Raw genomic sequence first — 25,426 nt, forward strand, 5'->3', positions numbered from 1 at the left:
GGCACGGCGTCCTGGACGCCGGCCTGGACGAGGGCACCGCCGGTCAGCGGTGCCGGTACCGCTCCTCCACGGCGACGGCCGCCGCCGCGACGGCCCCGAGGACGGGGACCGCCAGCGGCGCGGTGAACCAGGCGGACACGGCCACCACGGCCAGCCCGGCGATGATCAGGAAGGACCCGGCCGGGTCGAGGACCGTCCGGCGCCAGGCGGACGCGAGCAGGGTCCGCCAGCGGGCGCCCGGCTCCCAGACCGCCGCCGCGCGCAGCCCCGCCACGACGAGGCCGATCAGCGCGAGCACTCCGACGGCCCCGACCAGCGGCCCGCCGGGAATCCCCGCACGGACCGCCTGGACGTCCACCCAGACCGCGGCCACCGCCGCCCACCCGGCGAGCCCGGCGAGCCACCCGCCGCGCACGGCCGTGCGGAAGTCGGCGACGAACTCCCGCCGGCCACCGCCCTCGTGAGCGGTACGGCGCCGCAGGTGCCGTGCCCCGGCGGCGAAGGCGGCGGGATACGTGACGACCCCCAGCGAAGCCACCGCGATCCACACCCCCGTCAGCAGACACTCGGCGAACACACCGAACCGCTCGGCGAAGACCGACTCCCCCCGTGCCTTCACTCGGGTCCCAGCCATGCTCACCTCAGCCCTTCAGACCGGAGGTCGCCATGCCGTCGATCAAATACCGCTGGAAGGCGAGGAAGAAGGCCAGGACCGGCAGCAGCGCGACCAGCGACATGGCGATCATGCCGCCGTAGTTGGCCAGTCCCTCCTGGTCGACGAACATCTTCAGGCCGAGCGAGACCGTGTACTTGTCGGGCTCGTTGAGGTAGATCAGCGGGCCCATGAAGTCGTTCCAGGAGTTGATGAAGGTGAAGATCGCGCTGGTGATCAGGGCCGGACGGCTCAGCGGCAGCACGATCGACCAGTAGATCCGGAAGTGCCCGCAGCCGTCGAGGCGGGCCGCCTCGTCGAGTTCCTTGGGCATGTTGCGCATGAACTGCACCATCAGGAAGACGAAGAACGCCTCGATGGCCAGGTACTTCCCGAGCAGCAGCGGCGTGTAGGTGTTGATCATCTCCATGTTGCGGAACAGCACGTACTGCGGGATCAGCAGCACGTGGTACGGCAGCAGGAGCGTGCCGATCATCAACGTGAAGAGCAGATTGCGGCCGGCGAAGCGGATCCTCGCAAAGGCGTAGGCCGTCAGCGAACAGGACACCAGGATCCCGATGACGGAACCGACCGCGAGGAACAGCGAGTTGAAGAAGAACGTGGAGATCGGGATGTCGGCGATGCCGTCGGCGAGGCTCTTGTAGTTGGCTATGACCGGGTCGGCCGGGAGAAGGTCCAGACTGCCGACGATCTCCTCGCTCTTCTTGAAGGACCCGCCGATGACCCAGATCACCGGGTAGAGGATCACCGCGAGGATCAGCAGCGACCCGAGGTGCCAGGCGAGGGAGCCGGGCAGCTTGTGACGGAGCGCCCCGCCTCCGACGGAGGGCTTGATATCGGTGGCCGATGGGGGTGCCCCCTGATCGAGCGGAGTCGAGAGATTGGGGGAGCTCATCGGGCGCCCTCCTCGTAGTGCACCCAGCGCTTCTGGGACCAGAACAGCACCGCCGTCACCAGGGCCACCGCGACGAGCAGCATCCAGGCCATCGCGGAGGCCAGACCCATCCGGCTGTTCTCGAAACCCTGGACGTAGAGGTAGCAGGTGTAGACCATCGAACCGTCGGCCGGACCGCAGGCGTTGCCTCCGGCGCCGCCGCCGACGATGTACGCCGAGCTGAAGATCTGGAAGGAGTGGATCGTCTCCAGCAGGACGTTGAAGAAGAGCACCGGGGAGATCATCGGGAGCGTGATGTTCCAGAACCGCCGCAGCTTGCCCGCCCCGTCGACCTCGGCCGCCTCGTACAGCTCACGCGGGACCTGCTTGAGGCCGGCCAGGAAGATGACCATCGGCGCGCCGAACTGCCAGACGGTGAGCGCCACCAGGCTGTAGATGATCATGTCCGGGTCGCCGGTCCAGCCGCCGACGTCGATCCCGAACATCTTCTGGGTACGGTCGACGATCGCGTCGTCCGAGAAGATCGCCTTCCAGACGATCGCGATGGAGACGCTCGCGCCGATCAGCGACGGCGCGTAGAAGGCGGCCCGGTAGAAGGCCTGCCCGCGCCGGCTCTGGGCGAGCAGCAGCGCCACACCCAGGGCCGCGAGCAGCTTGAGCGGCGTTCCGACGACGACGTACCAGACCGTCACCTCCACCGAGTGGCGCCAGCGGGGATCGCCGAACATCTCGGTGAAGTTGTCGAGGCCGATCCACCTGGGCGCGTCGAACAGGTTGTAGTCGGTGAACGCGAAGTAGAGCGAGGCGACCATCGGGCCCGCGGTGAGCAGCAGGAACCCGGCGATCCACGGAGACATGAAGAGATAGCCGGCCAGGTTCTCCCGGCGCCGCCGCCGCTTGAGGGCGGCGGGGCGCGCGGGCTGCACCGGACCGTGCCGCGGCTCGGAGTCCTGGGTCAGGCCCTCCGTCGCAGGGGCGTGTGTCACGGTGGTTCCCATCAGGTGCCGAGAGCCGTCTTCGACTCGGTGAAGAACTGCTTGACGGCCTCGTCCACCGACCGCTTGCCCAGGGCGAGTTCCTCGGCGATGCGCAGAAACGCGGACTCACAGATGTCCGCCCCGTTCGGGTGCGGGGTGATCGGCTCCAGGACACCCGCCTCGACGAGGGACTCCTCGTAGGCGGCTATCGCCTTGTTGACCTCGTCGGTCGGCTTGTACGCGTCGTACTGGGCCTGCGTCGCGGGCACGCCCCGGTCGTAGCCCATGATCTTGGCGACCTCGGGGTCGTGCACCATGAAGTCGATGAACTGGGCGACCTCCTTGGGGTGCTGGGTGCGCTTGGAGGCGCTCAGCATGAGCGAGCCGAGGTACTGGCCGGTCTTCTTGCCGTCCGTGGTCGGGATGGGAGCGAGGGCGTACTCGCTCTTGCCCTCGGAGGTGTAGCGGACCGTGAAGTTGTCCCAAGTGAACTCGCCACCGCAGAGCTCCGCGGCGAGCGCCGACTTGGGCTTGATCTGGACGACCTTCTTGGCGTCGGCGTAGCGGCCGTCCTCCACACCCTTCTTGGCCTTCGTCCACCAGTCCGACAGATCCGACTCGGTGAAGCCGAGACCCTCCTCCGTGAAGAACGCCTTGCCGTTCTGACGCAGGTACAGGTCGTAGAGGTACATGACGCCGTACATGCCGCTGTCGCCGGCGCGGCCCGTCTTGTCACGGATCTTCTTCATCGCCGCGTCGAAGTCGTCCCAGGTCCAGCCCTGCTCCGGCTTGACACCGGCGCGGGTGTACACGGGCTTGTCGATGACGAGGGCCATCGAGTTGGAACCGACCGGAACGCCGAGGAGTTTGCCGTCGATCTCGCCGAACTTCTCCAGACCCGCGCGGAATCCCTCCATCCGGAGGTTGCCGGCCTTGACCTGCTCGCTGAGATCGAGCAGCACGTTCTTCGCGTCGTATTTGCGCAGGAACCCCACGGCATTCTGGAAGACGTCCGGCGGATTTCCGCCCGAGGCCTGGGTGTTGAACTTCTTCCAGAAGTCGGGATATTGCTGGAAGTCCGTTTTCACCTTGATCTTCGGGTACTTCTTGTGGAAGAGCTCGATCGTCTTGTTGATTCTCTCGGCGCGGTCCTCCGCACCCCACCACGCGTAACGGATCGTCACCGTCCCGTCCGCGGAGGTCCCTCCGTCACCGCCGCAACCGGTCGTCGCGGCCAGCCCCAGGGTGGCCGCCGTAGCCCCGGCCGCCTTCAGGATCGTACGTCTCTCAACATTCCTGCCGTTCACCACGGTTGGACCTCCCCGCACGTCGTGCCGCTCGCATGAATCGTTTCAAGTAAGCGCTTGCTGGCACAAGTTACGGAGGGGCTGAGAGTGCGTCAATGATTCGGACAAGATTTTCTTACCGAGGGGGCGGGAGACGGACCGAGTGGCGGAGGCGGGACGGGTGCGGGGCTCGGCCGACGTCGCTGGTGACGGCGGTGCGGTCGAAGCGCCGGACGGCGAAGGGCCCGTCGTGCGGGCTTCTCGCCCGGGCGAAGGGCGACGGTGGGCGGTGGACGCGGAGCCGGGGGTGAGGGGCCGGGTGGACCCGGGTGGCGTCGGGGCGTGTTCGGGGTGGGGGGTGGAAGCACCTGGAGGCGCCGGAGGTCGCTGGGCGAGATGGGGCCTGATGTGCGGGGCCGACGGCGAGGTGCCTACGGCGGGGGCCGGCGGTGTGAGCGCCACGGCAGACGGCGTCGGCGCCGGTAGCCCGCCGGGCAGGGGGCCACATGGGCCCGGCCCGGGACGGGAGGTCGTGCCCGCGCGGCGGAAACCTCTGCGGTGCGAGGGGTCCGCGAGGCAGGAGCCCGAGGGTGTCCTCACCGGCACGGCGTCCGTCCGGAGGGCGGGGCTGCGGCATCCGGTGCGTGCTCTCGGCATGCCGGGTGGACGCCCGCGTACCGGTCGTGCTCGGGATTCGCCTGTGCGGCGAGCGGCGAGGAGCGGCCCTTGCGCGTCGAGGCGGGAGTTCGGGAGCGTGCCGGGCGGCACGAGAGGGGGCGGGCCGGCCGCCGCACCGCGTCTGTGGCCACAGCCCGTCCACCCGCGGAACCGACAGCGCGTGCGATCCGCCGGACGGAGTCGGCCGCGGCGGGAGCGGCTCGGCGGTGGGGTGTCCGGCCCACGCCGCCGGGCGGGCGACGCCGACGGCGAGAGTCACCGTCCGGCACCCTGCCCGAGCGAGGCGATGCCCTGCCCGGTGAAGGTGAAACGCCGGCGGCCCACCTGCTGATCGCAGGTGGGCCGCCGGTCCGGGTGGGCGATACTGGGTTCGAACCAGTGACCTCTTCGGTGTGAACGAAGCGCTCTCCCACTGAGCTAATCGCCCGGACGCAGGAAGAACATTACCCCATGTCAGGGGGTGCCTGTGACGCTCACTGGTCCTTGATCTTCCACGGCATCGCGATGCCGAACTTCCACAGGTAGACGCCGACGAGCACGCCCACGATCACCAGCCCGACGGACGTCAGGATGATGTTGCGGCGCCGCACTTTGGGATCGAGGGCGCGCTGGGCCGCTTCGGTGACCTTCCGCTTGGTCCAGCGGAGCACCAGCTGGGCCCAGACGAACTCCGTCGCCCAGATCGCCATGCCGCCGAAGATCACGACCCAGCCCGGCCCCGGCAGGGGCAGCATGATGATGCCGGTCACGACCACCGCGAGACCGATGATGAAAACGCCGACCTGCCAGCTCAGGTGCAGCGCGCGGCGGGCCTTGACGAATTCCGGCGCCCGGGAGCCAAGGCCTCGGTGCGGCTCGCCGTGCACTTCGTTCGTCCCCGTCTCGTCCGACGCCACGGCCACCTCGCCCGGCTCGTTACTCCCCGTATTCATACGGCCGAACACTACCCGAGCGAAACCGATCACCGGAATGGACGCACCACGCGAACGATCTCTCGGCCGGAAGAGTTACGTAAAGGCACGCAAAACACTCAGAGGGGTTTACAACGACACCGTAGGTGGCATGTCGATTTCGCCGACGTGCGAATCCCCGAGCGCACACTGAGCGAAAGGCCCTGGCGCTTATGAACACCACGGTCAGCTGCGAGCTGCACCTGCGCCTCGTTGTGTCGAGCGAGTCCTCCCTGCCTGTCCCCGCAGGCCTGCGGTACGACACGGCCGACCCCTACGCCGTGCACGCCACCTTCCACACCGGAGCCGAGGAAACCGTCGAGTGGGTGTTCGCCCGTGACCTGCTCGCCGAGGGACTTCATCGCCCTACGGGCACCGGCGACGTCCGCGTCTGGCCGTCGCGCAGTCACGGTCAGGGCGTCGTGTGCATCGCCCTGAGCTCTCCGGAGGGCGAGGCCCTGCTGGAGGCCCCGGCACGGGCCCTGGAGTCCTTCCTGAAGCGGACGGACGCCGCCGTGCCGCCCGGCACGGAACACCGGCACTTCGACCTCGATCAGGAGCTCTCGCACATCCTGGCGGAAAGCTAGGGCGAGGCGCTCACAAAGCCGCCCGGCGCCGTCGACTCGGGGAGACGGCTCGGGCTCGGACAACCGCACACGGGATGACACCGGCGCCGGCGCCGCGGCCTCCGCGGCTCGGCGCCGGTTCGTGTGCCGGGGCACTTCCCCGCCGCCGCCGCGACCGCCCCCACGGTTGCCTTTCTCGTGGCTTCGCATGCGGCCTCCGGCTGCGCGCTCCCCCTGTCGCCCCTCGGGAACCCCGGCGGGCCCGGCGACGTTCTATTCGAAGCCATGTGCGGGCATGAGGCGGTCCGGCGGTGGTGGAGCCGTTACCATCGGCCAGCATCGGCGGGCGCCCGCCCGACCCTCAGGCCAGGGAGCGAATCGTGCTGATCACCCACGACACCCGGTGCGCCCTCGACACCGTGGTCGATCTGGTGAACACCGCACCGGAGGACGACACGGCGGACGGGCTGCCGGATGTGGCGGCCCTCGGGGACTTCGTGCGCAACCACGAGATCAGCGACGTCGGGGTGCTGTCGGAGTTCGACCTCTCCGCGGTGCGCAAGATCCGCGGACGCTTCGCCGCCGTCTTCGCCGCTCCCGACGCCCGGGCCGCCGCCGGCCAGATCAACGAGCTGGTCGCGGCCGCGGGCACCACGCCCCGGCTCACGGACCACGACGGCTACGACTGGCATGTGCACTATTTCGCACCCGGCGCCTCCGTCGCCGACCATCTGGCCGCCGACTGCGGGATGGCGCTGGCGTTCTTCGTGGTCGCCGGGGAGCAGGAGAGGCTGCGGCGGTGCGAGGCGCCCGACTGCCGGCGTGCCTTCGTCGATCTGTCCCGCAACCGCTCGCGGCGCTACTGCGACAGCCGCACCTGCGGGAACCGCCTGCATGTGGCCGCGTACCGGGCGCGCCGCAAGGAGGCGGCGGGCTGACGGCCGTCGCCGGGCCGTCGGGTTCGGCACGACGTCGACGCGGGCCCCGGCGGGTGACGCCGGGGACCGCGGGTCAGGCTCACAGCAGCAGCAGATCGTGCAACGAGGCCATGAGCAGCAGACTCCCGATCACCGCCAGGAAGATCATCAGCGGTGGCTGGGATAGGGCGAAGAGGCAACCGCGCGGCTCGTCCTGCCGGGGACGTGACTCGTCCCGCGGGGGAGGTGCCCCGTCCCGCGGCGGTGCGGGGTCGCTCTGTTCCGTCGTGTCCAGCATCTCGGGGCGATGATGACCCAATCACCCCGCCTGGCGCGATCAGCGCCCTCCTCGCGTGCGGGAGTGCACCGATTCCGTGAGGTCCGGTTCGGGTTGTGATCACTTCCGCGCACCGGCGGACCCTCTGTGACGATGGGCCCTTGGCGCGTGACGATGCAGTCCCGGGCGCGGCGGCGACCCCGGCGCTGGGTGTGGCGAGCGCCGGGAATCCGGCCTCGGCGACCGGTCAGATGCCGTGCTTCTTCAGGATGGCCTCGATGTCGCTGAAGTCGTCCTCGCCCCGGGACGCGGGAGCGGGCCGGTTCGCCGGACGGGAGCCCTGGCCCAGGCTGGGCGCCGAGGCCGCCGGAGGGGCCGCCTCCGGCCGGTCCGCCGCGCGGGCCGCCGCCCTGCGCTCCTTGCGGGTCCCGCCGCGGCGGCGCTCCACGGCCCGGGTGGTCATGAAGAGCACCCACGCGACGCCGAGGACCCCGAACCCGGCCCAGGCCGTCGGGCTGAACGCGGTGTCGGCCAGCCACTCGACGACCCCCGTCATCACCAGGCCGATCGGGACGAGCGCGTAGGCCGCGATACGGACCGCCGCGAGATAGCGCTTGCGGTACGCCGTGATCGCCGCAATGCCCAGGCCTGCCGCGGACACGGCGGAACAGACGGTCTCGGCAATCATCCGGTCCTCCAGGTGTGGCGCGGTCGGGACGGGCACTTCTGTCCCTTCCATCCTGCACCCGCCGGTCCCCGGCGGGCCATGCTCCGGCCCCACATCAGGGAGATCTCCGGGTCGCCTCCTCCGCAGGTGCCGGTGCGGGCCGCGTCCCCGGTCGCGGCTGCTGGGAGAATGTGGGCATGAGCGACTCCTCCCCCGACCGTTCCGCCGCCCCCGTCCTGGAGATCTGGTGCGATCTCCAGTGCCCGGACTGCCGCACCGCGCTGGGCGATCTCCGTGCGCTGCGCGACCGCTACGGCGAGCGTCTGGAACTGCGGCTGCGGCACTTCCCCCTGGAGAAGAACAAGCACGCCTTCGCGGCCGCCCAGGCCGCGGAGGAGGCGTGGGAGCAGGGCCGGGGATGGCCGTATGTCGAGGCTCTGCTGGGCCGGGTCGAGGAGCTGGCCCGTGCGGGAGAGCCCTTCCTGGTCGAGGTGGCCCGCGAACTGAACCTGGACGCCGAGGAGTTCGACACCGCGCTGGTCGACGGCCGGCACATCCTGATCGTGGACGCCGATCAGGCCGAGGGCAAGGCGATCGGGGTGACCGGCACCCCGACGTACGTCATCGGCGGTGAGCGGCTCGACGGCGGCAAGAGCCAGGAGGGGCTGCGCCGGCGGATCGAGGAGATCGCGGACCGGCTGCTGGCCGGGCGGGAGCACTGACCGCTCGCGCCCGGCGTCCGGCAGCGGGTCGCTACAGCGGCTTGTACACGGCGTACCGCGTCGTCTCGTAGCCGAGCGACGCGTAGAGCCGTTCGGCCGGGGTGTTGCCGGTGAAGACGTTGAGGCCGAGGGTCCGCCTGCCCTCGGCGATCGTCTGTGCTTCCGCCAGCAGCATGAGGGTGCGGCCGTGCCCCCTCCCCCGGTGGGCGGCGTCGACCTCCACATCGAAGACGAAGGCGTTGTCCTCGCGCAGCGCCAGCCACAGCGTGCCCACCGGTGTGCCCAGGTGCTCGACGACGCTGATGAGCATGCCGGGGGTGGCGAGCCCGTCGGGCAGGAGCGTGGCGTGGTCACGCTCCGACTTCGCCCGGGCCTCGGCCTCCGGAACGCCCCGCTCGGCCCAGCTGCGCGCGTAGTCCTCCTTGCCCTTCTCCAGCCAGGGGCCGAACTCCGCCTCGGTCATGGGCCGGGCACGGCTGCCCTCCGCCAGGTCCGGCGGGGTGTCGCCGAGCGGCTTCTCCATGCCGCGGTTGCGGACGACGTAGCCGAGGGTGGTGGCGAGCCGGAACCCCGCCGCGGACTCGGCGGGTACCGTCGCCTCGATGCGCCGGCATCCCCAGCCGCGCGCCACCTCCTCCGCGGCGAGGGCGGCCACCGTGCCCCGGCCCCGCCTGCGGTCCGGTTCGTCGATGCGCAGCTTCATGATCCGGGCCACCGCGTCACCGAACACGGGATGCGTGCCGAGGTGTATCGCCCCCACGGGACGGCTGTTCACGCACACCTGGTAGCGGCGTGAGCGTGTCCCGTCGGCGTTCTGCTGTAGCGGCTCGGTCGGCCGCAGGGTCGTGGTCATCAGGGGTGTTCTACCCGCAACCACGGCCCTGGTCAGCCAAATTATCCGCGGACCGTCAGGGGTCGAGGTCGTTCCCGGACCGCTCCTCGAAGATCCGCATCGCCTTGGCGGTCACCGGGCCCGGCGCACCGGGCAGCTCACGGCCGTCGACACGGTGCACGGCCTGCACGTCCCGCAGGGTGGACGTCAGGAAGATCTCGTCGGCCCGCTCCAGGACATCCAGCGGCAGATCGGTCTCCTTCGCGCCGGTCCATTCGGCCGTCAGCGCGCGCGTGATGCCCGCGAGGCAGCCGGAGGCGAGCGGCGGCGTGTGGATCTCGCCGTCGAGGACGACGAACACGTTGGAGCCGGTGCCCTCGCACAGCCGCCCTGCCGTGTTGCCGAACAGGGCCTCGGAGGCGCCCTGTTCACGGGCGCGGGCGAGGGCGACGACGTTCTCGGCGTACGAGGTGGTCTTCAGGCCGGTCAACGCGCCGCGCTCGTTGCGGGTCCAGGGGACCGTGACCGCGGCGGTGGAGTCGGGGCGGCGGGTCGTCTCACCGAGGGCGACGACGAGGGTCGGGCCGTGCTCACCGCGGTCGGAGCCGAGCGGGCCGTGGCCTCCGGTGTAGGTGATGCGGAGGCGGCCGAGCGGCGCGGGGTTGGCGTCGAGGACGGCGGCGCAGGCGCGGCGCACCTGGTCGTGGTCCGGGTCGGGCAGACCGAGGCCGCGCGCGGAGCGGGTGAGCCGGTCGAGGTGCCGGGTGAGCGCGAACGGCCGGCCGTCCACCGCCTTGACCGTCTCGAAGACGCCGTCGCCCACGGTCAGCCCGTGGTCGAAGACGGAGACACGGGCGGACTCGATGTCCTGCAAGCCACCGTCGAGCCAGATCTTCACCTCAGGTCCTCTCCACTCACCGCGTACGTGCCCGACGCTATCGCGAGCAGCCGGGCCGCCTTCAGCTCGGTCTCCAGCCACTCCCCCTCGGGGTCGGAGCCCCAGGTGATGCCGGCGCCGGTGCCGAACCGCAGCTCGCCGTCGGCCCGGTCGATCCAGAAGGTGCGGATACCGACGGCCAGCTCACCGGTCCCTCGGTCGGCGTCGACCCAGCCGACCCCGCCGCAGTACGGCCCTCTGGGCGCCGTCTCCAGGGCGTCGATGATCCGCAGGGCGCTGGACTTGGGCGCGCCGGTGACCGAGCCGGGCGGGAAGGCGGCGCCGAGCAGCTCGGCCCAGCCTGCCCCGTCCGCCAGCTCGCCCCGGACCGTCGAGACGAGGTGGACCAGCCCGGGGTGCTTCTCGACGGCACACAGATCGGGCACCGTCACACTGCCCGTGGCGCACACCCGCCCGATGTCGTTGCGGACGAGGTCCACGATCATCACGTTCTCCGCGTAGTCCTTCTCCAGCAGGTCCGCCTCGGTCCTGCCGGTGCCCTTGATCGGCCCGGACTCGACGATCCGGCCCGCGCGCCGCAGGAAGAGTTCCGGGGACGCGGTGGCGATCTCCACGCCGTGCCCGGGCAGGCGGATCGTTCCTGCGTACGGGGCCGGGTTGCCGCGGGCCAGCAGTGCGGTGAGGGCGTCCACGTCGGCGCCGGGAAGGACGGGCGCGGACAGCACCCGGCACAGGTTCGCCTGGTAGACCTCGCCGGCCGCGATGTGGTCGCGGATCCGCCGCACCGCGGCCGTGTACGCGGCGCGGTCGAGCGAGGACGTCCAGTCACCGGCGGCCGGTCCGCACCATGCGCCGGGTACGGCGGCGGGCACGTCCGCCGTCCGTACCTCCGCGAAGCGCGCGCAGGTCAGACGCCCCTCGAAGTCGGCGCAGACGGCCCAGAAGCCGCTGGACTCCAGGGCCTCGGGGTCGTCGGTGACATCGAGGAGCCCGGTGGCGACACGGTCGCCGAAACGGGCGAGAGGAGGGAGGTCGAGCACGCGGTCGAGTCTATGGCCGGTGTCCCTCGCGTGACCGGGGGATGTCTCCCCGGGCGCCCCTGTGACGTGCCTGAGCAGGGCAAGCGCAGCACGCTGCGCAAACGCGTTTTTGTCCTGGCACGGGAATCCGCTAGAGTTCAACACGTCGCCGGGCCGCGGGAGCGGGCCGAAACGACAGGCGGACGTAGCTCAGTTGGTAGAGCGCAACCTTGCCAAGGTTGAGGTCGCGAGTTCGAACCTCGTCGTCCGCTCGAAGGAAGAGGGGGCTTCCCGGCCCCCTGCACTCCTGGTGGAGTGGCCGAGAGGCGAGGCAACGGCCTGCAAAGCCGTCTACACGGGTTCAAATCCCGTCTCCACCTCCAAGGACGATTAGCTCAGCGGGAGAGCGCTTCCCTGACACGGAAGAGGTCACTGGTTCAATCCCAGTATCGTCCACTGGATCTTTCGAGGATCCCGACCCGCGCGATTAGCTCAGCGGGAGAGCGCTTCCCTGACACGGAAGAGGTCACTGGTTCAATCCCAGTATCGCGCACGTTATGCCCATGCTCCGCTGCTCTCAGTGGTCATGGTCCCGAGGACGATTAGCTCAGCGGGAGAGCGCTTCCCTGACACGGAAGAGGTCACTGGTTCAATCCCAGTATCGTCCACAGCACACAGGAGCCCCCGGCCGTTCGCGGCCGGGGGCTCCTGTGATGTCGCGGATCAGGACGAGAACAGCATGCGCCCGAAGCTCTTGTTGCGGTGGTGACCATGATGGCCTTGGTGACCGTGGTGATGGCCCTGCGGAGCGCCCCAGGCGGGGGCCGGTGGGGCCGGGTAGGCCTGTGGGGCCTGTGGGGCCGGGTAGGCCTGTGGGGGCGGCGGGGCGGACTGGGACCACTGGGCCTCCAGACGGGTCAGCGACTCCAGCTCGCCATAGTCGAGAAAGATCCCGCGGCAGCCGCTGCACTGCTCGATCTGGACACCGTTGCGGTTGTACGTGTGCATCGGCGCACGGCACTTGGGACACTGCATGGTCGTTCAACTCCTCGCCGGTCGGTCCTGCTTCACATCTCGCAAGGACAGACTCTGTCCCGCTGTGGTCGGTTGCACCCTACTTCGCGTGCTCCTGCGCCAACTGCGGCGGGACGGCGGCCATTCGGTCACAGGCGTCCACGAGCGACTGTTCCACCTCGTCCAGTGGCCGGCCGGCCGCGACCGCCTTGGCGACGGCCCGGGCCGCGGTCTGCGCGGTGAGGGCACGGGCCGGGACGTCCAGAGCGGGCCAGGGGTCGCCCTCGGCCGGGACGGCGGGGCCACCCGCCTCCCGGTAGGCGGCGAGGATGCGGGCCCACACGTCGGGCGGGAGCAGACCGCAGGCGTACCAGGCGGCGGGGCGGGCGAGGTCCCAGGCGGGGGAGCCGACGCCGAGGTCGTCCACGTCGATCAGCAGCCAGGGGCCCGCCGGGGCGGGGTGGCGTACGAGCTGGCCGAGGTGGAGGTCGCCGTGGCAGAGAGTGCCGGTCCGTGGCATCGGCGCCTCGGCCCGGGCCCAGGGCGGGAGAGTGGCCCAGGCACGCAGGACGGAGGCGGCCGCGGGGTGCGGGCCGGCCTCGCGGAGCCGGGCGACGGCCTGGGCCGCCTTGGCCGGGCCGCGCATCATGGGCGGGTTCCGCGGCGCCGGGGTGCGGTGGAGGCGGGCGAGGAGTGCGGCGGCGGCTTCCCAGGGTGCGGCGTCGGGATCCTCGGGATCCACCGGGGCGCCGTACGGCCAGAACGTCACCAGGCGGCCGTGCAGGGCGACCGGGACCGGGTCCAGCGGAGGCAGGAGGATGCCGGGGTGCCGGCCGGCGAGGGTGAGGCGGCCGGCGAGTTCGGCCGGGTCGGTGCCCGGGGGGTGGGCCTTCGCGACGGTGTCCGCGTGCCGTACCACCAGGCCGTCGGGGCGGTCGGCCAGCGTCGCCGCGCCACAGGGGCAGGCCGACGCGCGTGCGTGGGCGGTGGCTCGGGCCTTGGCGGTGAGGTCGGCCAGGAGCGGGCCGGGGGCGGAGTTCACCGAGTGAGAGTACGCGCGGACGGGGACTCGGCCGCAGGGAACCGCCTGTTCCGGATGCCTGGCACCTGGCACCTGGCACCCGGCACCCGGCACCCGGCACCTGGCACCTGGCACCTGGCACCTGGCACCTGGCACCTGCCGGACAAAAGCAATGCCGGCGCAGCTCCCCAGCTGCGCCGGCATTTTTTGCCGTCCGCCGCACCCCCGTCCCCACGGGGTTTCATGGGTGGGATGTCCCCGCCCGGACCGCTCTTCCGGGCCTGGGGTCGCCGCTCAGCGCCCCAGCATCTCGCCCACGGACGACGCCTGTATGGCCACTGTCTCCCACCCGTCGAAGACGAGGAGGAGCAGGACCGCCAGCGGAAGGGCCATCAGCGTCGCCACCACCGGGTGGCGACGGCCCTGCCGGCGGCGGAACGCGGCGGCGTACACCTTGCGTCCCTCTTCGCGGAACAGCGTCCGCGGAGCCGTCTGGGCCATGGTCCCTCTCCTGACCGTTCTCCGTTGTCGTTTGCAGCGGCGGGCGTCTGACCTCGGGGGACGAGTGCTGCACCCGCCGCTTGACCTCAAATCTAGGCGTCCGGCCCTTCCCTGGCGTCATGCCCTCGTACCGATTGCCGGGCCTCCCGGAGGATGAGGCGTCACCTGCGATGTACTCCCCTGGGTGGAGACGGGGACGCGGGTCTCAGGGTCTTCCCCCACGGGACGCCCGGCTCATTCCGCTTTGCCCGGGCTTTCCTCCCGCGGAATCGGCTGTTCCACCAGGGCCAGCACCCGATTCGCCATGAAGCGGGCGGTACGCACGACCGTCCCGCTACGCGTGACTTCGCTCACTTCCACGACACCTCGGCGTATGGCCGTCTCCACCCTGCGGCCCGCCCTGCTCGCCACCACCTCGTACGTGCGCGTCGTGTCCCCCGCATCCACGACTATCTCCACACGATCACCCTTCACAGGATCAATCCCCCTTCTGCGACGAGCGGTTGGAAGCATCCACTGCGCGACGTCCGCCTCTTCGCGCCCTCCCTGACCACCTTTCAAGTCTCCCACTCACCACTGACAATCCATCACCCTGAGAGGGCGCGGCCTCTGCGCGCGGGCGGCCGCGGAAACGTAAGCTGTGGCTCGTCACAGGACCGGGCAGCGGGGATGAACATGGCGATGATGCGCCTGAGGCGCGAGGACCCGCGCGTCGTCGGCTCGTTCAGGCTTCACAGACGGCTCGGCGCGGGCGGGATGGGCGTGGTCTACCTGGGCTCCGACAAGAAGGGGCAACGGGTCGCACTCAAGGTCATCCGGCCCGACCTGGCGGAGGATCAGGAGTTCCGCTCCCGATTCGCACGCGAGGTCTCGGCGGCCCGGCGGATCCGCGGCGGCTGCACCGCCCGGCTGGTGGCCGCCGACCTCGACGCGGACCGCCCCTGGTTCGCCACCCAGTACGTGCCCGGCCCTTCCCTGCACGACAAGGTCGCGGCCGAGGGGCCACTCGGCGCCGCCGATGTCGCGGCCGTCGGTGCCGCCCTGTCGGAGGGCCTGGTGGCCGTGCACGAGGCCGGGGTGGTGCACCGGGACCTGAAGCCGTCCAACATCCTGCTGTCTCCGAAGGGGCCGCGGATCATCGACTTCGGCATCGCCTGGGCCACCGGCGCCTCGACGCTCACCCACGTCGGCACGGCCGTCGGCTCGCCGGGCTTCCTCGCGCCGGAGCAGGTGCGGGGGGCCGCCGTCACGCCGGCCACCGATGTGTTCTCGCTCGGTGCCACGCTCGCGTACGCCTCGATGGGCGACTCGCCGTTCGGGCACGGCAGTTCAGAGGTGATGCTGTACCGCGTCGTGCACGAGGAGCCGCAGCTGCACGGCGTGCCCGACGCGCTGGCTCCGCTCGTCCGGGCGTGCCTGGCGAAGGACCCCGAGGAGCGACCCAGCACTCTGCAACTGTCGCTGCGCCTCAAGGAGATCGCGGCCCGGGAGTCGCAGGACCTCGCCGGGGCCCGGCCGCCCGCGCCACGCGGCGCCGAGACCGAGCGGCCCGCCGACACCTACCCCGAGCGGACCCGCCGTCCGCAGGGGCAGCAGGGCGCGGGCGCGTCCGGGGCGCAGCGGGGCCGGGGCACTCCCCCGCCGCGGGGTTCCGCGCCGTCCCGGGACGGCCATCCGTCGCCGGACGGTACGCCCTCCCAGGGCGGGGCCGGTACGCGGGGCGGGAACCGGTCGACGGGTGGCGGAAGCCGTGGCAGGGCCCCGATGCGCGGGCCCGGCGCCGCGCGCGGCGGCGCCCCGTCGCGGTCCGGGTCGCGGCCGACGCCCACCGGGCGCGAGGGCACGCGATCCGCCGGCGGCAGCCGGCCCGCTCCACACAGCGGCACCGGGCGTCAGGGGCCGAGGAACACGGGGACCGGGCTACGGCCCGCCAATCCGCGGCTGCTGCGGCAGCGGCTGTTCGTGTTCGTCGTGGTGACGCTGCTGGTGGCGGTCGGCATCGCCCTGGTCCAGGGCTGCCAGGGCCCGGCCCGGGGGCTCGGCGGCGACGGGGGCGTCGTACGACAGGAGCACGTCCGGCAGGGCGACGGCACTTAGGGGTCCTTTCACTATGCCCGTCCGGGTCGCGCGGCCTGGCACCGCACCTCGCCGCGTTGCCGAAACGCCCTAGTAGCTCCGCTACGAGGGCTTCTCGGCGCCTTGCGATGCACGGCACCAGACCACGTGCCCTGATCGGACGCTCATAGTGAAAGGACCCCTTAGGGCTTCAGACCGTGGGACTCCGTGCCGCAGGGCTCCGACCGCAGGACTCCGTGCCGCGCGGCTTCGGACCATGGGACTCCATGCCGCAGGACACCGGCCGCAGGACTCCGTGCCGCGCGGCTTCAGACCATGGGACTCCATGCCGCAGGACACCGGCCGCAGGACTTCCAACCGCAAGCCTCCGGCGTGGGGTGAGGGTCGGCTGGTCAGTGGGGGGTTACAGCTGCGGCAGGATCTGTTCGAAGAAGGCGCGGTCGCCGTCGAAGACCGGATCCAGGGCGAGGAACTCCCGGGGGGTGACCCAGCGGGTCTCGGCGACCTCGCGCGGGTCGGGGACCACCTCGCCGGTGTCCGCGCGGGCGGTCCACCAGTGGAGACGGAAGCGGCGGTCGTCGGTTTCCGACTCCCAGACCTTCGCCTCCGGCACGACGGTGAGGCCGACCTCCTCGCGCACCTCCCGGACGACCGCCTGCTCCTGGCTCTCCCCCGGCTCGACCTTGCCACTGACGGGCTGCCAGTAGCCGGGGCGGACGACCGCCGGTCCGCGCCGCACGGCGAGGAGGCGATCACCGCGCAGCAGGACGGCGACGACGGCCTCGCGCTGCTCCACACGGGCCCCTTAAACCTGTGGCCGGCCGGTGGCCACGGCGTAGAAGGCCACGGCCGCCGCCGCGCCCACGTTGAGGGAGTCGACGCCGTGGGACATGGGGATGCGGACCCACTCGTCGGCGGCGACCAGGGCCTGGGTGGACAGGCCGTCGCCCTCGGCGCCGAGCATGAGGGCCACGCGGTCCATGGTGTGCGGCGCTGCCTCGTCGAGGGGCCGGGCCTTCTCGTCGGGGGTGAGGGCGAGGAGGGTGAAGCCTGCCTCGCGGACCGACTCCAGGCCCTTGGGCCAGGTGTCCAGACGGGCATACGGCACGGAGAAGACCGCACCCATGGAGACCTTCACGCTGCGGCGGTACAAGGGGTCGGCGCAGTCCGGCGAGAGCAGGACGGCGTCCATGCCGAGGGCGGCGGCGGAGCGGAAGATCGCGCCGATGTTGGTGTGGTCGTTGACCGACTCCATGACGACGACGCGGCGGGCGGCTCCGAGGAGACCGGCGGCCGTGGGCAGGGGTTTGCGCTGCATGGAGGCGAGTGCGCCGCGGTGCACGTGGTAGCCCGTGACCTGCTCGACGAGCTCCGGGCTGACGGCGTAGACCGGGGCCGGGAGTTCGTCGATGACGTCGCGCATGACGTCGACCCACTTGGCCGAGAGCAGCATGGAGCGCATCTCGTAGCCGGCTTCCTTGGCCCTTCTGATGACCTTCTCGCCCTCGGCGATGAACAGGCCCTCGGCGGGTTCGCGCTTGCGGCGCAGTTCCACGTCGGTCAGGCCGGTGTAGTCGCGCAGACGCGGGTCGTCGGGATCCTCGACGGTGATGAGATCGGCCACAGGGTGATACTGCCTTGTCCTGGGTGCGGTGCCAACGGCTGGGTACAGGTTGTGTTACCCGGGGTTACTTGCGGGGTGCGGGAGTCTCGGGGCCGACCTTGACGACATCGCCGATGACGATGACGGCCGGGGGCTTCACGTCCTCGCTCCGTACGGTCTCGGCGACCGTCGCGAGGGTGGCGTCGACGCGGCGCTGGCCGGCCGTCGTGCCTTCCTGGACCAGGGCGACCGGCGCGTCCGGGGACTTGCCGTGCGCGATGAGCGTCTCGGCGACCTTGCCGATCGTGCTGACGCCCATGAGGATCACCAGGGTGCCGGTCAGCTTGGCCAGGGACGGCCAGTCGACCAGGGAGCGCTCGTCGTCGGGGGCGATGTGGCCGCTGACCACGGTGAACTCGTGGGCGACGCCCCGGTGGGTGACCGGGATGCCGGCGGCGCCCGGGACGGAGATGGAGCTGGAGATGCCGGGCACGACCGTGCACGGGATGCCGGCCTCGGCCAGCGCCTGGACCTCCTCCATGCCGCGCCCGTAGACAAAGGGGTCGCCGCCCTTGAGCCGGACGACCGACTTGCCCTTGCGCGCGTGCTCGATCAGGGCGTCGTTGATCGCTTCCTGGGCCATGAACCTGCCGAAGGGCAGCTTCGCCGCGTCGATCACCTCGACGCCCGGGGACAGTTCGGCGAGCAGGTCGCGCGGGCCGAGGTGATCGGTGATGACCACGTCGGCCTCGGCGAGCAGCCGACGGCCGCGCACGGTGATCAGGTCCGGGTCGCCGGGGCCGCCGCCGACCAGGGTCACCCCGGGGGTGCGGGTGCGGTGGTGCGGGGCGACGAGGGTGCCGTCGCGCAGGCCCTCGACGACCGCGTCGCGGATGGCGGCGGTGTGGCGGGGGTCGCGGCCCTTGGCGTCGGTGGTGAGGACGGCGACCGTGACGCCCTCGCTGTGACCGGTGGCCGGGGTCCAGGCCGTCGCCCGGTCGGCGTCGTCGGAGCGGACGCACCACACGCGGTGGCGCTCCGCCTCGGCCGAGGCCGCGGAGTTGGCCTCGGCATCGTTGGTGGCGATCAGGGCGTACCAGGCGTCCGCGAGGTCACCCTCCGCGTACGGGCGCCGCTCCCAGGTGATCTCGCCGGCGTCCGCCATCGCCTCGACGGAGGGGGTGGCCTCGGGGGACACGAGGAGGACGTCCGCGCCCGCCGCGATCAGGGCCGGAAGGCGGCGCTGGGCGACCTGGCCGCCGCCGAGGACGACCACGCGGCGGCCGGTGAGGCGGAGGCCTACGGGGTAGGCGGGGTGTTCGGCCATGAGGTGCGGCTCCTGTTACGGCGGTGTTCAGTGCCCTGACGTGCGGATTTTACTGGGCAGGAGGGAGGGCGGCTCGGGTGGTCCGCCGGCTGGGCACCGGGACCCCGCGCCGGTGGGCGGGCGACGGGCGGGCGCCCCGTCCTGCGGAACGCCCGCCCGCCGGCCCACGCGGACGACGAAAAGCCCTACTTCTCCGTCACTCCCGCCGAGTCGAACGTCGCCACCTCGTGCATCGCCCGGGCCGTGCTCTGCACCAGCGGGAGGGCGAGCAGGGCGCCGGTGCCCTCGCCGAGGCGGAGGTCGAGGTCGACCAGGGGCCGCAGGCCCAGCTTGTTGAGGGCCGCTACATGACCCGGCTCGGCGCTGCGGTGGCCCGCGATGCACGCGGCCAGGACCTCCGGGGCGATCGCGCGGGCGACCAGGGCGGCGGCCCCGGCGCTGACACCGTCCAGGATGACCGGCGTCCGCAGGGAGGCGCCGCCGAGGAGGAGGCCGACGATGGCCGCGTGCTCGAAGCCGCCGATCGCGGCGAGCACGCCGATCGGATCGGCCGGGTCCGGCTGGTGGAGTTCCAGGGCCCGGCGCACCACCTCGGTCTTGCGGGCGAGGGTCTCGTCGTTGATGCCGGTGCCCCGGCCCGTGACCTCGGCCGGGTCCGCACCCGTGAAGACGGCGATCAGGGCGGCGGACGCGGTGGTGTTCGCGATACCCATCTCACCGGTCAGCAGGGCCTTGTTACCGGCGGCGACCAGGTCGCGGGCGGTTTCGATGCCGACCTCGATGGCCTGCCTGGCCTCCTCGCGGGTCATCGCCGGCCCGGTCGTCATGTCGGACGTACCGCCGCGGATCTTGCGGGGCAGCAGGCCCGGGGTGGCCGGCAGGTCGGCGGCGACGCCCACGTCCACGATGCAGACCTCGGCGCCGACCTGGGTGGCGAAGGCGTTGCAGACGGCACCTCCGCCGAGGAAGTTGGCCACCATCTGGGCCGTGACCTCCTGCGGCCAGGGGGTGACGCCCTGTGCGTGCACACCGTGGTCGCCCGCGAAGACGGCGACGGCGGCGGGCTCCGGGATGGGCGGCGGGCACTGGCGGGACAGGCCGGACAACTGCGCGGAGATGATCTCCAGCATGCCCAGCGCACCGGCCGGTTTGGTCATACGCTTCTGGCGCTCCCACGCCTCGCCGAGCGCCTTGGCGTCCAGCGGGCGAATCTGCGCGACGGTCTCGGCGAGCAGGTCGTGGGGTTCCTCTCCGGGCAGGGCACGGCGGCCGTATGTCTCTTCGTGCACGACCCAGGACAGCGGGCGGCGCTTGGACCAGCCGGCCTGCAACAGCTCGGGCTCGTCCGGGAATTCGTCGACGTAGCCGACGCACAGGTAGGCGATGATCTCGAGGTGCTCGGGCAGGCCGAGGGCACGGACCATCTCGCGCTCGTCGAAGAAGCTGACCCAGCCGACGCCGAGGCCTTCGGCGCGGGCGGCGAGCCAGAGGTTCTCCACGGCCAGGGCGGCGGAGTACGGGGCCATCTGGGGCTGGGTGTGGCGGCCGAGGGTGTGGCGGCCACCGCGGGTCGGGTCGGCGGTGACGACGATGTTCACCGGGGTGTCGAGGATGGCCTCGATCTTCAGTTCCTTGAACTGCTTCGCCCGGCCCTTGGGGAGGGACTTCGCGTAGGCGTCACGCTGGCGCATGGCCAGTTCGTGCATCGCCCGCCGGGTGTCGGCGGAGCGGATGACGACGAAGTCCCACGGCTGCGAGTGGCCCACGGAGGGCGCGTGGTGGGCGGCCTCCAGGACGCGCAGGAGCACCTCGTGCGGGATCGGGTCGCTGCGGAAGCCGTTGCGGATGTCGCGGCGTTCGCGCATGACCTTCAGGACGGCCTCGCGCTCGGCGGGGTCGTAGCCGGGGGCGGCGGGGCCGGTGGACTGTCGGGCTTCTGCCACTGCGGCCGCGCTCTCTTCTCGGCGTTCCTGGTCGGCCAGGTCTTCCTGTTCGGCGGCCCGGGTGTCCAGGTCGTCGGCGTTCTGTGCGAGTTCGGCGTCCCCGTCGGGGGGTGCCGGGACGGTGGTCATGGGTGCGGAGGGCTCCAGCGTCTCGGGCGGCGTGGGCAGGGACTGCTGCGGGCCTTGCACGGGCTGCCCGGCCGACTCTTCCGCGACCGGAGCAGCGGCGGGGGCCGGGGGTACGACGGTGACGTCCTCGGCGGGTGCCGGGGTGCCGGGTGCCGGGTCGGGCGTCACGGGTCCGGCGGCGGGGGCGGCCGCGATCGCCTCGGGGTCGTCAGCCGGGACCGCTGCGCCGGCGGCGGGATCGGTCACGGACGCCTCCGGTGCCTGAGGGGGTACGGGGGCCGGGGCATCGCCTGGGGCCGAGGGCTCGCCGGGGGCCAGGGCCTCGTCAGGGGCCGGCGCCGCGGGGGGCTGAGCCGGGGCGGGGGCTTGCGAGGCGGTCTCTGGCCCGTCGGGAGCGGGCGCGTCGGCGGGCGGGGTGGTGTCGGCGGGCGGGGTGGTGTCGGCAACCGGGGCCGGGGCCGGGGTGGCTGCCTCGGCGGAGGGAGCAGCCACTTCCCGGCCGTCCGCCTCCGGCACAGAGGCCGGTGCGGCGGTGATCTGGCCAGGTGCTTCGACGCCGGGAGCAGGGGACTGAGGGGCCGTCACCTCTGGCTGCCGTGCGGTCGGCACGCCGTCGGATGCCGCCGGGGTCTGGGGAGCGTGCTCTTCAGCGGGGAGGGCCTGCGCGGGTGCGGCAGCCTCGGGGGCGACGGAGGCGGTGGCGTGACCGATCGGTGCGCCCGCCTCGGGAGCGGTCAGGCCCGGGGCCGGTACGGGGGCCTGCGCCTCCGGGGCGGCGGCCTGCGGAACCTGTACGGCAGCGTCAGGGGCGGCGTGCGGGGCCGGTGCGGCGACGGCGGTGGCTTCCGGGACCGGTGCGGCGGCCACGGGGGCGGCGGAGGTGGCATCCGGGGTCGGTGCGGCGGCCACGGCGGCGGTCGCCGCCGGAGCCGGTGCGGCAGCCACGGCGGTCGCCGCCGGAACCGGTGCGGCAGCCTCGGCGGTCGCCGCCGGAACCGGTGCGGCAGCCACGGCGGTGGCGTCCGGAACCGGTGCGGCAGCCTCGGCGGTCGCCGCCGGAACCGGTGCGGCAGCCACGGGAGCGGTAGCACCAGGAACCGGTCCGGCAGCCTCGGGGGCAGCGTCCGCCGCCGGCGTCTGCGCAACGGCCTCGGGGGCAGCCACCGGCGGGTGAGCGACGGCGTCCGAAACCGCTCCGTCCGGTACCGGGGCGGTGGCCTGCGCACCGGCGGCCTCGGACGGATTCCCGACGGCATGCTCCGGACCGGAGGCGGCCTCCGGGAACGGGACCGCTTCGGGAACCCGGCCGGCCTCCGGGGCGGGAGCCGGGGCCTCGGCCTGCTCGGCGGCGGCCGACGGGACCTGTTCGGCTGCGGCGACAGGCCCGGCCGACTGAGCATGTTCGCCTACGGCCACAGGCCCGGCCGACTGAACCTGTTCGCCTGCCGCCTCCGGCCCGTAAGTGCCGGCGGCCTCGGAGGTGTCCTCCGCCACCGGCGCCGACTCCGCGGCCGGCGACATCTCGGCTCCCGGAGCCGCTACGGCTCCGGCCTCGGCACCCTGGACGGCGTCCGCACCAGCCATGACACCGGCGGCGTCACCCTCGCCGACCACGCCCTGCCGGGGAACGGCGTGTTCGGCCCCGGCCGCCCGGGCGGTTCCGGGGGCGGCCTCCGCCGGGAGGGCACCCGTGTCCGTAGGGTCCTGTGCCTGAGCGGGCACGACGTGCTCGGCGGCGGCGGCCGTCCGGTCCGCGTCCGGACCGGTACTCGCACCGGCGGGGTCACCCGCGACGGCGGGTTCGGCCGCAGGGAGGTGTCCGGCCTCAGACGCGGCGGCCGGACACTCCGACGCCCTCGCGCCCATCCCCACCGGGTCGCCCGCGACCGCCGCGGGGGCGGCCTGACCGTCCTCGGCCGTGGCCGTCCGGTGCTCTGCCGGGTCTTCCCCGACGCTCATGCCCTCCATGGGCACGGCACGGGCGGCCTCGGCCGCAGCCTGCGGCGGCGTGTGGCTCGTCTCCGTCGTCGCGGGGGTCGCGACCGCCTGGGCGGTGCCCATCGGTTCCGTCGCCGGAACAACCGTTTCCGCAGGCGCCGCCCCGGCGCTCACCTGGGCCGGGTGCGTGACCTGCGCGCCCCGGGGCGCGGCGGGAGCCGAGGGTGTCTCCGGGGCGCGGGGACCGTCGAGGTACTCGGGGCCCGCCGGGGAGGACGCCGGCTGTCGTACGGGCGCGTCGGCGGGGCCGCGGTCGGCGAGGGAGCGGACCGGGCTGGCGGAGCTGTCGGGCAGCGGGGGGCCGAGGTGCAGCGGCCGGCGCGGGGTGATGGGCGGGATCGGCGGCGGGTCGGGCAGGCGGACGCCTCCGAGGTCGACCGATCCGCTGTCGCGGCCGGAGATCTCGTGCGGACCCGGCTGGTGCACGGTCTCGAGGACCGGCTCCGGGGCGGGCGGAGGGACCTCGTTGCCCCAGGCGCCCTGGGCGCCCGGCAGGAGAAGCAGGTCTTCGTCCTCGACGGTGTTTTCGGAGAGGTAGGTGTACGCACCGTGCGCGGGGGCGCCCGGCTGCTCCACCATGCCTGCGCTCTCCGGCAGTCCCTCGCCCGGGACCTGGCCGGTGTCGGTCATGCGTACCCCTCGCCCATCGGTTAGTGCTCCTACGACCAGCTCGCCCGGAACGGCGCACCGACCGCCCCGCAGTGAAGAACGAGCGTGCGTCCCCAGCGGCACGAACGGTCCGTCCGGAAAAGGCGACAAAGCCCCTCAGTGGCATTGTCGCGGTCGAACCACCCCACGGCAGCTTGATCCGCGACGGTTCCGCTGTGGACTGCGCCACGTTGCGCGTCCTCCGGTTCTGCCGTACCACACACCCCCCAAAACGGGCGGGTTTTCCGGACATTGACCGACGAAGCGCCGGGCGTCCATGTGCGGTGCAGCGATCGGCCAGCCTACCGCGCGCGGTACGACAACCCGATCACGGGGACGTCGGCCGGGTCAGGCACCGCGCCGCGGGAGCACGCCGCTGAGCAGGAACGCGACGCTCCGTTCCTTCTCCGTCCAGGCCCGGGTGTCGAGTTCGACGGACTGCAGCAGGGCGCACTCGACGCCGTAGCCGTGCTCGGTCAGGTCGCGGCCGATGAGTTCGGCGGCGTCGCGGGTGGCGGCGTGTGTGACGATGCGCTGCGGGCGGCGGTCGGCGACCGCCGAGACGACGGCCGCTCCCCCGCCGCCGACGCGGACGACGTCCGGTTCGGGGAGGTTCTCCAGGATGTGCGGGGCGGTGCCGTGCACGATCTGGAGCTGCACGCCGAGACGGCGGGCCGCGGCGTCGGTGCGGGCGCAGGCGGCCCGGTCGCCGTCGACGGCGAGGACTGCGGCGCCCGCGCGGGCCGCCTCGATGGCGAAGGCGCCGCTGCCGCAGCCGATGTCCCACACCAGGTCGCCGAGGCGGGGCCCCAGGTGGGCGAGTTGGGAGGCGCGCAGCAGTTGGGTCTCGCCCTCACCGAGGTCGGCGCCGTAGGCGTCGGCGGGCAGGGTCCAGCCGCGCGGTCCGGCGGACGGGTCGCGGCCGGAGATCCAGCCGCCGGCCTCCCCCGCGGTGCCGGGCCGGGCCGGGCCGCCGAGGACGATGACGACGTTGGGGTCGCGCCAAGTGTGGTCGGCGGCCTTGTCGGAGGTGACGACGGAGACGCGTTCGCGCGCGGTGCCGAGCTCCTCGCAGACGACGAAGGAGCGGTGGACTCCCTCGAGAAGCAGACCGAGTTCGGCCGGGCCGGCGCCGGGTGAGGTGAGGACTGAAACCTTGGTGTGGGCGCGGCATACGTTCACCGCGCGGCGCAGTGTGCGGGGGTGTGCGACGACCACCTGTGCGTCGTCCCAGGGCATGCCCGCGCGGGCGAAGGCGGCGGCGACGGAGGAGACGGCGGGCACGACCTCCACTTCGAGCCCGAACTCCGGGGCGCGCAGGGTGCGTACCACACCGAAGAATCCGGGATCGCCGTCGGCGAGCACGACGGCCGTGCCGCGGTGGCCGGCGATGCGGCGGGCGGCGAGGGCGACACTGCCGAGGCGGATGCGCTCGGCGCCGACGGGAACCTCGGGGAGCGCCAGGTGGTGGGGGGCACCGGCCACGAGCGTGGCGGCACCCAGGGCGGCGCTCGCCGCGGCGGTCAGCGGCGAACCGTCCCATCCGATCACCGTGACCCGGTCGGCCATCGTCGTCAGTCTCCAGGGGTTTGCGCAGGTCGTCTGCGTGACGTCAGGGGAAGCGGCCCGCGAGCGGGCTCCGTGAGGGTACCCGGTGGAGGTGTCGGAGGGAGCGCCGGTGCGGTCGTCACCGCCGCCCTGCGGGTGGTTCCGGCCTAGGGGGCTTCTGATGGATCTACGTGGAAGAAGGAGCGGCGTTCGGTGCGTGCGATCGGCGTGCGCCGTGAACGGTCATGTGGCGGAGCCACC

23 protein-coding genes and 6 tRNA genes are annotated in these 25,426 nt (G+C 72.5%); 9 read left to right on the forward strand and 20 right to left on the reverse strand.

The genetic code is table 11. From position 1 onward, the window contains the following. Window positions 1–43: 43 nt before the first annotated feature. The 6 genes from ABTX62_RS26705 to ABTX62_RS26730 all read right to left on the reverse strand — a co-directional run bounded on the left by ABTX62_RS26705 (window position 44) and on the right by ABTX62_RS26730 (window position 5,441). On the reverse strand, window positions 44–634 hold the full coding sequence (locus tag ABTX62_RS26705) for a hypothetical protein (RefSeq protein WP_352118591.1): 591 nt from the start codon (window positions 632–634) through the stop codon (window positions 44–46). Between the two features lie 7 nt (window positions 635–641). Beyond that, entirely contained in the window at window positions 642–1,568 is a 927-nt protein-coding gene (locus ABTX62_RS26710; protein ID WP_283972605.1) for a carbohydrate ABC transporter permease, read from the reverse strand. Beyond that, on the reverse strand, window positions 1,565–2,566 hold the full coding sequence (locus ABTX62_RS26715) for a carbohydrate ABC transporter permease (RefSeq protein ID WP_352118592.1): 1,002 nt from the start codon (window positions 2,564–2,566) through the stop codon (window positions 1,565–1,567). Before ABTX62_RS26715 ends, ABTX62_RS26710 begins: the two co-directional genes overlap by 4 nt. Next, entirely contained in the window at window positions 2,566–3,855 is a 1,290-nt protein-coding gene (locus tag ABTX62_RS26720; RefSeq protein WP_352118593.1) for an ABC transporter substrate-binding protein, read from the reverse strand. The genes ABTX62_RS26715 and ABTX62_RS26720 overlap by 1 nt, the downstream gene beginning before the upstream one ends. A 1,009-nt stretch (window positions 3,856–4,864) precedes the next feature. After that, window positions 4,865–4,936, reverse strand: a tRNA-Val gene (locus tag ABTX62_RS26725). A gap of 46 nt (window positions 4,937–4,982) precedes the next feature. Then, complete coding sequence (locus tag ABTX62_RS26730) at window positions 4,983–5,441, reverse strand: TIGR02611 family protein (protein ID WP_283975024.1); 459 nt, start codon at window positions 5,439–5,441, stop codon at window positions 4,983–4,985. A 191-nt stretch (window positions 5,442–5,632) separates the two neighbouring features. On the opposite strand from ABTX62_RS26730, the gene ABTX62_RS26735 reads away from it, so the two are divergent. Then, the gene (locus ABTX62_RS26735) at window positions 5,633–6,046 is read left to right on the forward strand and encodes an SsgA family sporulation/cell division regulator (protein ID WP_004002642.1); all 414 of its coding nucleotides are present in this window, start codon (window positions 5,633–5,635) and stop codon (window positions 6,044–6,046) included. Between the two features lie 359 nt (window positions 6,047–6,405). Beyond that, window positions 6,406–6,963, forward strand: a complete 558-nt coding sequence (locus tag ABTX62_RS26740; protein WP_352118594.1) for a CGNR zinc finger domain-containing protein — start codon at window positions 6,406–6,408, stop codon at window positions 6,961–6,963. Between the two features lie 79 nt (window positions 6,964–7,042). On the opposite strand, the gene ABTX62_RS26745 is transcribed toward ABTX62_RS26740, so the two are convergent. Then, window positions 7,043–7,240, reverse strand: a complete 198-nt coding sequence (locus ABTX62_RS26745) for a hypothetical protein (protein WP_283975022.1) — start codon at window positions 7,238–7,240, stop codon at window positions 7,043–7,045. A 226-nt stretch (window positions 7,241–7,466) separates the two neighbouring features. Then, window positions 7,467–7,907, reverse strand: coding sequence for a hypothetical protein (locus ABTX62_RS26750; protein ID WP_352118595.1), 441 nt, complete (start codon window positions 7,905–7,907; stop codon window positions 7,467–7,469). 176 nt (window positions 7,908–8,083) lie between these two features. Here ABTX62_RS26750 and ABTX62_RS26755 point away from each other — a divergent pair, with 176 nt between their 5' ends. After that, window positions 8,084–8,608 carry a DsbA family protein gene (locus tag ABTX62_RS26755; RefSeq protein ID WP_352118596.1) on the forward strand — a complete coding sequence of 175 codons (525 nt, stop codon included), beginning with the start codon at window positions 8,084–8,086 and terminating at the stop codon, window positions 8,606–8,608. Between the two features lie 31 nt (window positions 8,609–8,639). Here ABTX62_RS26755 and ABTX62_RS26760 read toward each other — a convergent pair whose 3' ends face one another. The 3 genes from ABTX62_RS26760 to ABTX62_RS26770 are packed head-to-tail and all read right to left on the reverse strand — an operon-like array spanning window position 8,640 to window position 11,378. Beyond that, window positions 8,640–9,461 carry a GNAT family N-acetyltransferase gene (locus tag ABTX62_RS26760; RefSeq protein ID WP_352118597.1) on the reverse strand — a complete coding sequence of 274 codons (822 nt, stop codon included), beginning with the start codon at window positions 9,459–9,461 and terminating at the stop codon, window positions 8,640–8,642. 55 nt (window positions 9,462–9,516) lie between these two features. Continuing rightward, window positions 9,517–10,338, reverse strand: a complete 822-nt coding sequence (locus ABTX62_RS26765) for an aminotransferase class IV (RefSeq protein WP_352118598.1) — start codon at window positions 10,336–10,338, stop codon at window positions 9,517–9,519. Continuing rightward, entirely contained in the window at window positions 10,335–11,378 is a 1,044-nt protein-coding gene (locus tag ABTX62_RS26770) for a chorismate-binding protein (protein ID WP_352118599.1), read from the reverse strand. Before ABTX62_RS26770 ends, ABTX62_RS26765 begins: the two co-directional genes overlap by 4 nt. Window positions 11,379–11,556: 178 nt before the next feature. Between ABTX62_RS26770 and ABTX62_RS26775 the strand changes: the two genes are divergently transcribed. The 5 genes from ABTX62_RS26775 (at window position 11,557) to ABTX62_RS26795 (ending at window position 12,025) form a co-directional block, all read left to right on the forward strand. Then, a tRNA-Gly gene (locus tag ABTX62_RS26775) sits at window positions 11,557–11,629 on the forward strand. Window positions 11,630–11,666: 37 nt separating this feature from the next. Next, window positions 11,667–11,740, forward strand: a tRNA-Cys gene (locus ABTX62_RS26780). Window position 11,741: 1 nt separating this feature from the next. Continuing rightward, window positions 11,742–11,813, forward strand: a tRNA-Val gene (locus tag ABTX62_RS26785). A 25-nt stretch (window positions 11,814–11,838) separates the two neighbouring features. After that, window positions 11,839–11,910: transfer RNA gene (locus ABTX62_RS26790), tRNA-Val, on the forward strand. 43 nt (window positions 11,911–11,953) lie between these two features. Then, window positions 11,954–12,025 (forward strand) — tRNA-Val (locus ABTX62_RS26795). A gap of 55 nt (window positions 12,026–12,080) precedes the next feature. Here ABTX62_RS26795 and ABTX62_RS26800 read toward each other — a convergent pair. From ABTX62_RS26800 to ABTX62_RS26815, 4 genes are all read right to left on the reverse strand, one after another. Then, complete coding sequence (locus ABTX62_RS26800) at window positions 12,081–12,392, reverse strand: TFIIB-type zinc ribbon-containing protein (RefSeq protein ID WP_352118600.1); 312 nt, start codon at window positions 12,390–12,392, stop codon at window positions 12,081–12,083. A 79-nt stretch (window positions 12,393–12,471) separates the two neighbouring features. Beyond that, a complete protein-coding gene (locus ABTX62_RS26805) occupies window positions 12,472–13,413 on the reverse strand; it encodes a phosphotransferase family protein (protein ID WP_352118601.1) in 942 nt (313 codons plus the stop codon). 273 nt (window positions 13,414–13,686) lie between these two features. Next, window positions 13,687–13,893, reverse strand: a complete 207-nt coding sequence (locus ABTX62_RS26810; RefSeq protein WP_283975041.1) for a hypothetical protein — start codon at window positions 13,891–13,893, stop codon at window positions 13,687–13,689. Window positions 13,894–14,127: 234 nt separating this feature from the next. Continuing rightward, window positions 14,128–14,367, reverse strand: coding sequence for a DUF8836 family protein (locus ABTX62_RS26815; RefSeq protein ID WP_352118602.1), 240 nt, complete (start codon window positions 14,365–14,367; stop codon window positions 14,128–14,130). Window positions 14,368–14,562: 195 nt separating this feature from the next. On the opposite strand from ABTX62_RS26815, the gene ABTX62_RS26820 reads away from it, so the two are divergent. Beyond that, window positions 14,563–15,990, forward strand: a complete 1,428-nt coding sequence (locus tag ABTX62_RS26820) for a serine/threonine-protein kinase (protein WP_352118603.1) — start codon at window positions 14,563–14,565, stop codon at window positions 15,988–15,990. A 382-nt stretch (window positions 15,991–16,372) separates the two neighbouring features. On the opposite strand, the gene ABTX62_RS26825 is transcribed toward ABTX62_RS26820, so the two are convergent. The 5 genes from ABTX62_RS26825 to cbiE all read right to left on the reverse strand — a co-directional run bounded on the left by ABTX62_RS26825 (window position 16,373) and on the right by cbiE (window position 25,186). After that, window positions 16,373–16,765, reverse strand: coding sequence for an NUDIX domain-containing protein (locus ABTX62_RS26825; protein ID WP_352118604.1), 393 nt, complete (start codon window positions 16,763–16,765; stop codon window positions 16,373–16,375). 9 nt (window positions 16,766–16,774) lie between these two features. Further along, window positions 16,775–17,593: a TrmH family RNA methyltransferase gene (locus ABTX62_RS26830; protein ID WP_352118605.1), complete on the reverse strand. Its 819-nt coding sequence runs from the start codon at window positions 17,591–17,593 to the stop codon at window positions 16,775–16,777. A gap of 64 nt (window positions 17,594–17,657) precedes the next feature. Beyond that, complete coding sequence (cobA, locus tag ABTX62_RS26835; protein ID WP_352118606.1) at window positions 17,658–18,899, reverse strand: uroporphyrinogen-III C-methyltransferase; 1,242 nt, start codon at window positions 18,897–18,899, stop codon at window positions 17,658–17,660. 185 nt (window positions 18,900–19,084) lie between these two features. Next, the gene (cobT, locus tag ABTX62_RS26840; RefSeq protein WP_352118607.1) at window positions 19,085–23,599 is read right to left on the reverse strand and encodes a nicotinate-nucleotide--dimethylbenzimidazole phosphoribosyltransferase; all 4,515 of its coding nucleotides are present in this window, start codon (window positions 23,597–23,599) and stop codon (window positions 19,085–19,087) included. Window positions 23,600–23,965: 366 nt separating this feature from the next. After that, window positions 23,966–25,186, reverse strand: coding sequence for a precorrin-6y C5,15-methyltransferase (decarboxylating) subunit CbiE (cbiE, locus tag ABTX62_RS26845; RefSeq protein WP_352118608.1), 1,221 nt, complete (start codon window positions 25,184–25,186; stop codon window positions 23,966–23,968). Window positions 25,187–25,426 lie beyond the last annotated feature (240 nt).

The organism is Streptomyces sp. NPDC096046 (assembly GCF_040303285.1).
In the GTDB taxonomy this organism is placed as follows: Bacteria; Actinomycetota; Actinomycetes; order Streptomycetales; family Streptomycetaceae; genus Streptomyces.